The 12,066-nt window shown below is 61.0% G+C and carries 14 protein-coding genes; 5 read left to right on the top strand and 9 right to left on the bottom strand.

Annotated features, from left to right (window positions below; translation table 11 throughout):
* Positions 1–267 precede the first annotated feature (267 nt).
* Genes VII69_07845 through VII69_07835 form a run of 3 tightly spaced genes read left to right on the top strand, consistent with a single transcriptional unit; the run spans position 268 to position 4,493 of the window.
* Positions 268–1,491: a hypothetical protein gene (locus tag VII69_07845; protein HEY5095009.1), complete on the top strand. Its 1,224-nt coding sequence runs from the start codon at positions 268–270 to the stop codon at positions 1,489–1,491.
* An 18-nt stretch (positions 1,492–1,509) separates the two neighbouring features.
* Positions 1,510–3,507, top strand: a complete 1,998-nt coding sequence (locus tag VII69_07840; GenBank protein HEY5095008.1) for a S9 family peptidase — start codon at positions 1,510–1,512, stop codon at positions 3,505–3,507.
* 8 nt (positions 3,508–3,515) lie between these two features.
* A complete protein-coding gene (locus VII69_07835; protein ID HEY5095007.1) occupies positions 3,516–4,493 on the top strand; it encodes a pyridoxal-phosphate dependent enzyme in 978 nt (325 codons plus the stop codon).
* A gap of 50 nt (positions 4,494–4,543) precedes the next feature.
* Here VII69_07835 and VII69_07830 read toward each other — a convergent pair whose 3' ends face one another.
* The 8 genes from VII69_07830 to VII69_07795 form a co-directional block, all read right to left on the bottom strand.
* A complete protein-coding gene (locus VII69_07830; GenBank protein ID HEY5095006.1) occupies positions 4,544–4,954 on the bottom strand; it encodes a DUF1761 domain-containing protein in 411 nt (136 codons plus the stop codon).
* Between the two features lie 70 nt (positions 4,955–5,024).
* On the bottom strand, positions 5,025–5,402 hold the full coding sequence (locus tag VII69_07825) for a VOC family protein (protein ID HEY5095005.1): 378 nt from the start codon (positions 5,400–5,402) through the stop codon (positions 5,025–5,027).
* A gap of 94 nt (positions 5,403–5,496) precedes the next feature.
* Entirely contained in the window at positions 5,497–6,648 is a 1,152-nt protein-coding gene (locus VII69_07820; protein HEY5095004.1) for a hypothetical protein, read from the bottom strand.
* 113 nt (positions 6,649–6,761) lie between these two features.
* Positions 6,762–7,049, bottom strand: a complete 288-nt coding sequence (locus tag VII69_07815; GenBank protein HEY5095003.1) for a hypothetical protein — start codon at positions 7,047–7,049, stop codon at positions 6,762–6,764.
* 27 nt (positions 7,050–7,076) lie between these two features.
* Entirely contained in the window at positions 7,077–8,045 is a 969-nt protein-coding gene (locus tag VII69_07810; GenBank protein ID HEY5095002.1) for a hypothetical protein, read from the bottom strand.
* Between the two features lie 129 nt (positions 8,046–8,174).
* Positions 8,175–8,996: a hypothetical protein gene (locus VII69_07805; protein HEY5095001.1), complete on the bottom strand. Its 822-nt coding sequence runs from the start codon at positions 8,994–8,996 to the stop codon at positions 8,175–8,177.
* 281 nt (positions 8,997–9,277) lie between these two features.
* A complete protein-coding gene (locus tag VII69_07800; GenBank protein HEY5095000.1) occupies positions 9,278–9,982 on the bottom strand; it encodes an HD domain-containing protein in 705 nt (234 codons plus the stop codon).
* A 64-nt stretch (positions 9,983–10,046) separates the two neighbouring features.
* A complete protein-coding gene (locus tag VII69_07795) occupies positions 10,047–10,607 on the bottom strand; it encodes an ABATE domain-containing protein (protein HEY5094999.1) in 561 nt (186 codons plus the stop codon).
* A gap of 175 nt (positions 10,608–10,782) precedes the next feature.
* Here VII69_07795 and VII69_07790 point away from each other — a divergent pair, with 175 nt between their 5' ends.
* Both VII69_07790 and VII69_07785 read left to right on the top strand, forming a co-directional pair.
* Positions 10,783–10,920 (top strand): hypothetical protein, encoded by a 138-nt coding sequence (locus VII69_07790; protein HEY5094998.1) that lies wholly within the window; start codon positions 10,783–10,785, stop codon positions 10,918–10,920.
* Complete coding sequence (locus VII69_07785; GenBank protein HEY5094997.1) at positions 10,917–11,060, top strand: hypothetical protein; 144 nt, start codon at positions 10,917–10,919, stop codon at positions 11,058–11,060. The genes VII69_07790 and VII69_07785 overlap by 4 nt, the downstream gene beginning before the upstream one ends.
* A 141-nt stretch (positions 11,061–11,201) precedes the next feature.
* Here VII69_07785 and VII69_07780 read toward each other — a convergent pair.
* On the bottom strand, positions 11,202–12,066 hold an 865-nt coding region (locus VII69_07780), incomplete at its 5' end, for a dihydrodipicolinate synthase family protein (protein HEY5094996.1).

Genomic DNA, 12,066 nt, shown 5'->3' with positions numbered 1-12,066 from the left:
GGACGTTGATGCCGAGGCCGCGGGCGTAGGAGCCGGCGAGTTCGGCTGTACGGCGCTCGGCTGCGGCATTGGCGCGACATAGGAAAACACAGCGATGATGAGAGCGAGTAAGGCGTGCATGGAGGCCCTCCTGACGAATCGCTATGTTACGCAATGGGTCGCCGCGACCTTTTGCCGATCGATTGTGATGCGAAATTGCAAGCCGAATCGCGGCGGAATCGCGCGATATTTAGCGGCAATCCCGATGTTTGCTGCGAAGGAGGGCGCATGATCACACGCGCTTTGGTATTCACGTGCGCGACGGCTGCAATGCTGTCGCTTGCCGTGCTTGGGTCGAGCCGGTCTTCCGCCGGGCCGACGAGCGGCAACATCCGGCCGCTGCGCATACTCCAACCGATGGGTCCTCACGGACAGCTCGGCCGCGCCGGCTTTGAAGTGGGAAAGGTGTTGCACACCGCCGACGGCGGCCAAGTGTTCGGCTTCGACGTCGATCAAAACGGCAACGACGGCCTTCTCGCATCGGCACAGACCATCTCGCCGCAAGGCCAGGTTCTCGCATCCGTGGAGACCTTCGATCAGACAACGGCGAAAATCGCAAAAGTCGTCGTGACGACGCGGACGATGGACGACTTCGTCACGTACGGAATCGTGGGTGATGACGTGGGTCTCGTGCTGCACGAGCACGTCGTGAACAATCGGAACATACGCACCTTTCGCATCCTCGCTCCCGTTACGTCGAACATGTTCACGGGCAAGTGGACGCCGCCGAACGGATCGAACTTCCTCCTTCAACGTGTCGCTTCGAACCAGTCGACCGCAAAGAGCGCGATCTTCGCCACCGACCTTAGCGGCAATCCATTCGTCTTCAGTTCGATGATCGCGTCGAACACATTTGGGCCCGTGTTCGATCTAGACCCGGGCCACTTCGGCGGAGCGGATCAACCGCAAATGGCGCAAGACATCGCGCACAACCGGGCGGTCTTTGCGACCTCGCCCGACGCGGGTGCGGTCGGCGGACAAGAGCCGCTGATCGCCACGGTCAATCTCTCCAACGGCAATATGAGAGAATTCAACGGCGTGATCATCCCGCCGTTCCATTCAGGCTTCGTGAACGGTCTCGCGGTGGATTCTTCGACCGGCATCGCCTGCACGACGACCGAACTCGACGCGGACGTGGAATTCTACGATCTAGCACGCGAGACGGGATTTTTCGTGCAGCTCCCGGGCGCCAACGGCGGTCAGTCGTTTTCCGGCGAAGCAGTGGCAAGCGACCCTATCCACCATCTCTTTCTCGTCGCGCAACCAAACGGAAGCATTGGCCCGCCCGGCGACAGCGTCGTCGATATCTTCGATGAGAACGGCAACGTCGTGGAGTCGATCACCGGCATCAAGGCCTTCGGGATCACTCCCGGCCTGGCCATCAATCCGGCCAAACGGGTGGGCTTCATCGATGGCCCGACGGCCGACGCCATCACCCGATTCACATACTAGAAAGTGGAGATGAAACCAATGGGACGCGTTCCATTCGTGCTGGGGATATCGGCGTGCTTGATCGCGTCGATTTGCTCGGTCTCGCATGCCGACGCGCGCAGCATGCAGCCATCGGATTTTCGAAACATCGTCGGCCTTTCGGCGCCGGCGATTTCTCCCGACGGCAAGCGCGCGGTCGTCGTGGTGTCGCGGATTGCCTGGGCTGACGACACGGAATCGACCGATCTCGACCTTATCGACATCGCGACACACGAGCGGCGCGCGATCACTCACGATCGCAAGGATCTGGATGCGCCCGCCTTTTCGCCCGACGGCACCAAACTTGCATTCATCGCAGACGCAGGAAGCGGCGACAACGCGCAGCCGCAAGTTTGGATGCTGCGGTTCGACGGTGGTGACGCCCGCCCCGTGACGAACGCAGCCGACGGCGTGCTGCAGTTCGCGTGGCGGCCTGACGGCGGCGAAATCGCCTACACCGCGGCCGATCCCATGCCGAAGCGCACGGGCGCCGACCGCTTCCGCGACAGCTTCATCTTCACGACCGAATCGATTACCGCTCGTTCGCTGCCGCGTCCGGTGCATCTCTTTGTGATCGCCGCCGACGGAGGTCACGCGCGCCAGCTCACTTCAGGCGCCCAAAGCGTCGCGACCGGTCAGGCCCAATCCACGATCTCGTGGTCCGCCGACGGAAAGTCGATCGCGTTCACGCTCACACCGAACGCTATTCTCAATGACTCCGATCGCTCGTACGTGGATGTCGTCGATGCCGCAACCGGCAAGCTCTCGAAGCTCACCCAACATGACGCCTACGAGAGCAGCCCGCTCTACTCGCCGGACGGCAAGCACGTAGCCTATGCGTATTCAAGCGGAGACGTTCAAAGCAATCAAGTCGAAGCGTTCGTCACAACGCCGGCTGGCGGAGAAGGAACTGCTTTATCGCAAGCTTGCGATTGCTACCTCAACGACCTCGCGTGGCTTCCCGATTCGAGTGGCGTCGTCATGACGGCGCCTGAGGCAACGTCGCTCACGATGCTCCGAGCCGGGCTGAACGGTCCGCCCGCGCCGATGCCCATCGACGGCCTGCGCGTCGAATCGCCGCTTCAAGGCGCCATCGCGCAGGACGGTTCGATGGTCTTCGTCGCGAGCGATGTCAAACGGCCTGCAGAGCTCTACCTTCGTGCCAGCGCCGGCGGCACAGTGAAGCTGACCAACTATAACGACGCGACGGCCGGTCTCGATCTCGCTGACGCGCAAACGATCGAATATCGAACCACGCTCGGGATCACGGGTGACGCGTTGCTGCTGACACCGCCGGGCTTTGACCCGCATCGCAAATATCCGATGGTCTTGAAGATCCACGGAGGCCCGACGAGCGCATCGGTGCGTGGGTTCGACGAATTGGCTCAACTGATGGCCGCACGTGGTTGGCTCGTCCTCGAACCGAACTACCGCGGCAGCTTGAATCTTGGACTCAAATACCTCCGGAGCGTGCTATACGATCCAGACGATGGCCCTGGAAAAGACATCATGGCCGCGGTGAACGCCGTTCGCGCCCGGGGATTTGTCGATGACCGCCGCATCGCCGTGTCCGGCTGGTCGTACGGTGGGATCATGACGGCGTGGATGATCTCGAAATATCACATCTGGAACGCGGCCGTTTCAGGTGCGTCAGTGAACGACTGGATGACCGACTACGGAGTCGCGGACGACAGCGACGCTGACGTCGCCTTGTTCCACGGTTCTCCGTTCGTCGGGAACAACGCAGCAGAGTGGCGCCGGGTATCGGCCATAACCTATGCCGCGGACGTCACCACGCCCGTGCTCATCCTCTCCGATGTCGGCGACAATCGCGACCCGTTTGCGACGTCGTCGATGTATTGGCGCGCGTTGCGCGACAATCACAAGGATGCCACGATGCGCGTCTGGCCGGTGAACGGACACTTTCCGAGCGACCCCGTCCGCACGCTCGACGTCTACGAGCATTGGATCGACTACATCGCCGCGCACATGAAGTAGAGAGAAACATGGCACAATCGCCCGCCGACGTCCGCCCAATCACCTTGCGCGAGATACAGGATGCCCGCGAACGCATCGCCGGCACCATTGCGCGCACGCCGCTCGTGAAGCTGGAAACCGGTCAGGGCGGCCGCGAGATCTATCTAAAGCTCGAGAATCTCCAACCGATCAACTCGTTCAAATTGCGCGGCGCCGCGAACGCCGTGGCAAAGGTTCCCCACGACCGCAGGACCCGCGGGGTGTGGACCATCAGCGCGGGCAATGCCGGGCAGGGAGTGGCGTTCGCCGCGCGGCAGGCGGGCATTCCATGCACAGTCGTCACGATCGATACCGCGCCGGAAACCAAAGTCGAACGCATGCAAGCGCTGGGCGCAAAACTTGTGCGCGCTCCATTCGACGCCTGCTGGGAGGCTATGGAGCGACGAGAGTTCCCAGGGGTCGACGGCGCGTTCATCCATCCGTTCGATGACGACGACTTCATCGCGGGCAACGCGACGATGGGATTGGAGATCATGGAGGACCTTCCAAACGCCGGCGTTGTCATCGCCGCTATCGGCGGCGGCGGGCTGGTCTGCGGAGTCGCGTCGGGCATCAAGGCGCTCAATCCGAATGTGCGCGTGTTCGGCGCGGAGCCGGAGACCGCCGCGCCGGGTGCGCTTTCGTTCGCCACGGGCGCGGCGTCGAAGTTCGACGCTTGGCAGCCGACGTTCGTCGACGGCGCCGGCGGCAAGAGTGTATTTCCCCGCATGTGGCAGCGGATCAAAGACATCGTGGACGGCTCTATCGTCGTCACACTCGATGAGACCAAGCGTGCGATGCGGACGCTTGCCGAAAAATCCCGCGTGATCGCCGAAGGCGCCGGCGCCCTGCCCGCGGCTGCCGCGCTCTATACTGACGTTGACGCCGACGGGCCGATCGTCGCCGTCGTCTCGGGCGGCAACATCGATCTCGCGAAGTTCTTCGAACTCATCGCTGTAAAAGGGTGAGCAGAGCCGACCATAAAGGTCGGCTCCTACATCCATTTGGGCTACGACTGCTACAAGCGCTTCTTCCACGCACCGACGATCGCACCGACGATCGCGAAGCCGATGACGGTGTAGGCGGTGTTGATGATCCAGAGCGACATCGAACCATTCTCATAGATCAGATGATTGAGCGTCTGCGTGGCGTAGACGGCGACGCCCATGAACAGCGCGAAGCTGATCCCTTGCGCCAACGACTGGTCTTCGGGGCGCCGCGTGAGCGCCATGGCAGTCGCGTACGACAGGATCAATCCGAGTATGAACGACCAGACGTAGGTGGTTGGCGAACCGGGCAGTTCCGCCATCGTCTTGCCGAGCGCGACAAGCCACTGGTTCCCGAACAACAAGCCGTACCACAGCGCGCCCCACGCGAAGAAGACGATGGCAGCGACCCAAACGGCGAGATGATTGATTCGATTCGACATAAACGAGCCTCCCACCGGGAAACGCAAGAGAGCCCTGCGGCTAAGCAGGGCTCAAGAGGGATGAATCTACTCAGGCCTTGCGCTTGTGCAGGATGAAGTTATTGCCTTCGCTGTCCTCGGCGAATGCCATCCAGCACCCGGGAGATTCTTCGATTTTTCCGTCCTCATCGAACTTCACCCCGCGCGATTTATAATGCTCGACCGCAGCCGGCAGGTCGTCGACGCGGAAAATCATCCCGCCGCCTCGACGCCATTCCTGGTCGTCAGGTTTGTAGAGACCAAATGTCGTGTCGTCGCCAAACGTGAATTCGCCGCCGTATGGACCGTAGTCCATAGTCATCGTGCAGCCCATCGTGTCCTGCCAGAATTTCTTCGCCCGATCGACGTCTTTGACTAAGTAGATAGCGGCGTCGACGCCTTGAATCGCGACCTTCTCCAGCACTGCCATGATCGATCCTTTCCTTGAGGAATGGTGCCCGCGACCGAGAGGGACCGATCGGGGCCGCACCGTTTCGACCCGCTTGCTGGAAAACCCCGGGTGCTCAATAGCTGAACCCCTGTAGTTGGGTGATGTCGGGCCCGTTCACAAATCCGATCCGCTTCGACGGGTTTAACGCGATCCGGGCCGCGATGACGGAAAACGCGTTCGAGAAGCTGAAGCCGTTGATCGATTCGAGGAGATCGCCGTTTTCGCGGTAGACGTAGATCGTGCTGCCGCTCGAGATGCTCGAATTCGGCTGCGCGACCAAGAAGAGGTGATGGATCGAGTCGCTCACCACTGCAGCGCCGGTCTCTGCTTGATTCCCGCCGGCGTTCGGAAGGCTCACGAAATGACCGGTCCCATGCGCGAGGTCGTAGAACTCGACGTCTGCGTCTAGCTCGGTCGTCGTGCAGGCGATGCCGGTCGTCGAATCCACCGCCAGTCCATTGACGAATCCGGAATGGAACAAGCCGGTGACGACTCCGTTGAACGACTTCATCTTGCCATTGGCAAGATTGATCGTCGCGATCAGCGGGACCGAGCCGCCGACGGTCCCGCCGTCGGGCGAGGTGGCGATGACCGCTTTGTTATTGGCCGTGTCTTGTGCGATCCGGGGGCCGTCGTTGAGACCGAATGTGTTCGGATCGAGGTGTATGATGCGCGAGAATGTGTTGCTGGCGACGTCGCTGACGATAAGGTCGGGCACATCTTGGTTAAACAACTCGATCGCGTAGAGAACGCTCGTCGTCGTTTCCTGATTATCGGCGCGCTCCAACACTTCTATCGGATTTACCGGCGGCGTCCACCTGCGCGTGAATGCATTTCGCTTGACGGGATCCATGACGCCGTACTCGCGCACGCCATGGTCAAGCTCGTGATTGACCAACCCGACGTCGTTTGCGAATATGCCGACGGTGACAAAATCGGTTTGGTTGCGTCTAACGAGCACCTTCTTGACTATCTTTCCCGTCGTTTGATTGAATGTCTCCACCGAGCTCAAGACGTCCCCATTCGGCATGTCCTGCGACGAGCTCAGCACGCCATCGTTGCCGTGGGCGTCGATATCGAAGCCGAAGATCTGTCCGCCGTCTTCCGTAGTGACCACCGGCCCAAGCCCGGGTGCGGCGACGGCCCGAAGTGGAAGCGCTGCAGCGAGAGCGATGATGCCTACGAGACCTAGAATGTAAACGCGGCTTGACGGCGGCTGTGTCATGGATGTCTCCCTGCTACGGATCGTAGCGATCGAATCGAGAGTCATAGCAGCGAAGCCTACTTCATGGCCGTGAAAAGGCCATGAAAGGCGGCGGAAATCGGGCAGTGGGACCGTTACGGCACCGTGACTTTGACCTTGACGCTATTGCCGGCTGCATCGGCGATCGTCACTTTGCACGACCCCGATCCGACGGACGTCACGATAAAATTCGTGCTCGGCGAGCCCTGCGAGACCGTCGCGACCGCGGTGTCGGACGAAGTGCCCGTCCAAGCGGTCGTGCCGTTTTCGGCGGCGACCAAAGTCTTGGTTTGGCCGTCGCCCGTGAAGTTCACTTTGGTCGGCGTCACGGAGAGCGGATTGACGACGAGCACGTATATATGGTCTAGACCCACCGTGGTCACCCATATATTGCCGTCCGGACCGGTTTGCTAAGCGTCCGGCCGCTCGCCCGAGAGCAATGGCGGATCGAACGACGTCAACTTGAGCGTCGTCGTGTCGACGTTGAAGACGACGTTGTTGTTCCCGGAGGCGAACCAAGGGTTGCCGTCCGGGCCCACTGCGCCGAATTGTTCGGTCTCGTTCGAACTGAACGCTCCACCGCCGGTGAACATCTTGATGCTGCCGGCCATCGAGATCCGGCCGACCATGGGCGACGTCGTCAGACACGCGAACCACATGTGGTCGTCCTTGGCGGTGACGATGGCCGACGGTATGCACGTTTGCGGGAGTTTGAACTCCGTGATCTTACCCGTCTTCGGATTGATCTTCCCGATCGCGTTGTTCGACGATTCGGAAAACCATTCGTTTCCGTCGGGGCCCGCAGTGACACCGCCGTACTGATTGATGTTGGGCTGCGTGGGATACGCGTATTCCGTGATCACGCCGGCCGGCGTGACCTTGCCGATGTGGTTGAACTCCGCAAACCAGACGTTTCCGTCCGGACCGAGGCCGTTGCTGTCGATCGATGTGTTGTCGCCGCTTGGAATCGGTATCTGCAGGGCTGCTCCGCCCGCGGTCACGCGCGTGATGCTCGTCGTCTCATCGCTTACGTAGAGACGGGCGTCAGCACCGACCGACAATGCGACCGCGTTGCCGCCTAGGAATCCGGAGAGCGAGAACTCGTGCACCCGGCCGCCCATCGCGACTTCGGCAAGCGATCCGGCGTTTTCATCGATGAACCACATCTCGCCGTTCGGACCAGCCACGATCGGACCGAGCAATCCGGACGCCGTCTGGACCTTTAGCGTGACCCATTGACCGCCGGTTCCTTTTTGGAGGACCTGCGGTTGGGAGCCGATGCCGTGCGCGCGTGGAACATCGGCGCGCGGAAGCGCGGAGCGCGAGCCGCAACCGACAAGCGCAAGAGCGGCAAAAAGAACTGCGTAGAGACGGCGCACGGCAGTGTCCTCCGAATCGGAGTGCCGCGCTTCGTAGGACCGTCGAGCGCGCCCTTCGGCCCTTCGGCCCCAGGACGAGAATAGGCCGGCCGTTGTGCACGGCCGGCCGCTTCAAGTTTCGCCGAGTTATTAGTGGACGATCCGCCTCAAGACAGAAGTCTGATTGGATCCCTGGAACGGCTCGTCGATCGACGACAACACGCTGATGTTATCGGGCGTCGCGTCGACATCCTGGATGGTCAACGAGTACGTGGTCGCCAGAACAAACGACGCGGTGCCGTCGAAGAGATCCGACGTTCCGTTCGGAATGCCGCCCGCAGCGACGATGTCGATGTTGTATACGCCTGCCGCCAACGTCGTTAAGCTACCCTGCTGCGGGATATACGCGTTGCCCGGCTTTGTCGCGGAGGAGCCTGAATCTTGGTTCAATTCAAGTCCGGGAACAGTCGGCGTAGTCGGAATGGCGGTTGTCGACAGCCAGACGTAGACGTCGACAGGCGTCGTGAGGTTCGGGGCTGCGTTGTTCACCTTGAAGCGAACGGTCGCCGAATTAGGCAAAGCGTTTGTATCTTGAAATCCGAACGCCTTGTAATTGAGCGAGCCGGGCTCGCCTTCCAACACGATCGAATAGTTTGTCGAAGGAGCGATGCTGATGCGGATGGACGGGACGAGGTCGGTGGTGCTGGCGCCGGTGTTGACGTCGAAGTTGATCGCAGTCGCACCGACCGCGCTGTAGACGCCGATCGGCGTCGTGGCGCTCAAGCCCGAATTGATGACGCCGCCGTCGGCTTCAAGAGCGATTCCGGTTTGCACGGTCGCCGGCGAAGCGTCGATCAGGCGCGCGTCTCCATTTTGTCCAAGGCCCCCGATCCGATTGGCCACACTGCTGCAGCCTGCTAACGCGACCCCGGCGACGAGGAGCAGCGCTGAAGTCGATTTCCATTTACTCAAGGTTCATTCTCCTTAGAAGAGTTCGGCTCGATCCAGTAATCTAAAACGCCCTATACATACATGAAGACACTTGCCCACAAATGGATGTCGACAACCAATTTAAGGAAGGAGATCGTTCATTCTCACGGTCCGCTAATGTCGCTTTGCGAAACGCCTTAGAACGGTGTGCGTGCGCTCGCCGATCTCGCCGAAGTAGCAACAGCGAGGGAGCGTCAGAACGAAAAACCCTGCGAAATCGCGTTCGCAGGGCGTTTTCTTTCCGGCGCGGCCGCGGCGCGAATTCACATGGCCTTGCCGTCAAACGCCTCGCGCTTGAGCTGGTCGAGGATTCGCTGCAGCTCTTCGGCGCGTTGCGCACCGATAGCGCGCGCAGTCTTGGTGATGAGCCGCGGCGGGATGTCGCGCTCGAATCCGCGCAACGCCGTGACGGCCGCGCTGAAATCCGGAGCCTTCTCACCGGTGAGCGCGATCATGCGCGCTGCGCCGATGGCGCCGAGAAAGTCAAGAGAATCCGCATCGTGCAGCACGATGGATTCCGGTCGCGAGCCGGCATCGCTATAGTACATATGCCCGCGCTCGGCGGCTTGCACGGCCGCGAATTTAGCCATTGGAAAACCCGCATCGCGCAGCACCGCCTCGCTCGTCTGCGCGGCGCGGTCGCCGTGCTCCATGCCTTTCTTGGCATAAGGCGGAAACGCGGCCATATCATGCAAGAACGATGCGGCGAAGAGCACGTCTGTGTCCACGGCTAGGCCGTCACCCTTTGCGAGGCGCATCGCCACTTGATAGTTGCGCTCGCTGTGCTGCCAGCCCCAGGCTGGATGGATGAACTTCGTCCGGGCGAGCGCGTAGATCTTTGCCTTCCACGGGGCGTCGAGCGGAATGCCGGTGACCGTCGCTTGGGGCTTTGAAGCGGCCGCACTTGACGATGCGGCGGCAATCAGAATTACGAAGACCATGACGAATATCGTGCGCGCGCGCATCATCGATGTGCCCAACCCTTCTTCGAAGTGTCGATCAATCGCGCTCGCTCGCGATCGGAGGTGTCCATCACCCGGCTTTGGTCCCGTGCCGCGCGCGATACGTGCGCGCTTTTGCCACATTGCCGCAAACGGCGATGTCGCACCACGTGCCCGAGTGATTCTTGGACCGGTCGTAAAAGGCCCACGAACATCCGGCGTCGCGGCAGATTTTGAGGCGGTCCCACGTGCCGTCGGTCATCGAGTCGACGACGATCGCGATGATCTTTCCTAGCGCGCCATCGACGGCGGGCGCGAGAGACTCGACGCATGCCCGGCCGTCCTGTCCAAACGATACGGACATCTGCGCACTGCGGGCGGCCCGGTTGAGCGTCTCGACGGCGTCGGAATCCAAGCGGCCATCTTGACGAGCCGATGCGAGCTGACGCAGCGCATCTCGCACCGATATCGCCTGACGCAAGTCCGCCGCGCTCAGGGCCGAGTCGCCCTCGAGCAGACCGTGGTCGGCAAGCCACTCACGCAGGCAGTCCGGTCCGGCGAAATCCTCGCGGCCCGACGTTGCCGTGTTCATGAACGCCTGTATGATCCGTAATCGTTCCGGCGCGGGTTTATCTCCGACTCGTTCTTTCATGGTGCCTCACCGTGATCTATGTTTGAACTATTATAGTACTTACGGTGGTTATATAGCAAGCATTAGTCCCGCAGACAAGGACGATTAATAACCTCTTACTTGTGTTGACAGGTTATAAGTAACTAGTGTAAGCTGTTAGTAAGTTACAAGCGACTACGGAGGCAACAAGGGGCTCATGGTAAGGATCGGGATTAGAACTTCAGCGTCAAAGGCGAACGCAGAAGACATTCTAGGCATCACGCGCACGGAACTCGTCCACATTCCGCAAGGTGCGGACAGCGCGCTGTTCGGCGGCTGGGGCGTGAAGATATGAGACGGCGCGATGACGCTTGTCTCGCCACGCCGGACTTGCTCTATCAACTTGCGATGCGGCACATCTGCGACCTGCGCAGCGACGCGGTGCGGGGAAGAGAATTCCGCCGCGCCCGCGCCGCAGGGCAGTCGGTCCGCTAAGGCTTTATCACCATCACCGCGTATAAGATATCCGTACTAGGGCAAGCAACGCTTGCCCCATCGAAAATGTAGGAGGGCAAGCAACGCTTGCCCTAATTTTTTTTGGGCGAGCGATGCTCGCCCTAGTACGAGCTTGCCCTCCTACAGAACGGAGCTCAACTTGGCGGCCAGCGTGTCTGCATCGGAGGGCCGCATCGCCGTCAGCGGCGGACGTACATTTCTCCATCGCGCGTCGCCCGATCGGCGCGCTTCGAATTCCTTGAGCGCCGCGATGACGGGGTAACCTTCGAATACTGCTCGTGCGGCGGTGACGCGTTCTTGCAATGCGATCGCCGCCGGCTCGTTGAGGCTTGCGAACAATCGACAAATCGAGTCGGCAAAGGCGTTGGCGGTCGCGGTGACGCAACCGCTCGCGCCGGCAGAGATCCCGGCGACCAGAAACCGCTCGCTGCCGACGAGCACATCCATCGCGCCGCCGTACCGCGCGCACAGCATCTCGGTGGCGGGCCAATCTCCGGCGCTGTCTTTGATGCCCGCGACGATGCCGGGATATTGGGCGGACAACGATTCGATGACTCCGTCACCGATGACCACGCCCGAGAATTGCGGAATGTTGTAGAAATACAAGCGGAGGCGATCGTCGTCAACCGCTTCGATCGTGCGCGAATAAGCCTGGACGATTCCTTCGTCGCTCACGTTCTTATAGTAAAAGGGCGGAAGCACCAAGACGCGCGCCGCGCCAACGGAGAGCGCGTGCCTGGTGAGCGTCGCGCAGTCCCCCAGCGCGCAGCAGCCGGTACCGACGATCAAGCGCGATGCGGGGATTCCAGCCCCGACCACCGCTTCCAAAATGATCTTGCGTTCTTCGATGGTGAATGAATTGGCCTCGCCGGTCGTTCCGAGCAGCACGATCCCGCTGCAGCCGGCTGCCAGAAGCCGCGTGCAATGACCGGTGAGCAATCCTATGCATGGCTCGCCGTTATCGTCGAGCGGCGTCAACGTGGCG

Source organism: Candidatus Eremiobacteraceae bacterium (genome assembly GCA_036511855.1).
GTDB lineage: Bacteria > Vulcanimicrobiota > Vulcanimicrobiia > Eremiobacterales > Eremiobacteraceae > JABCYQ01.
Note: the sequence above shows the minus strand (reverse complement) of the source record. Positions and strands in the feature narration are given on the sequence as shown.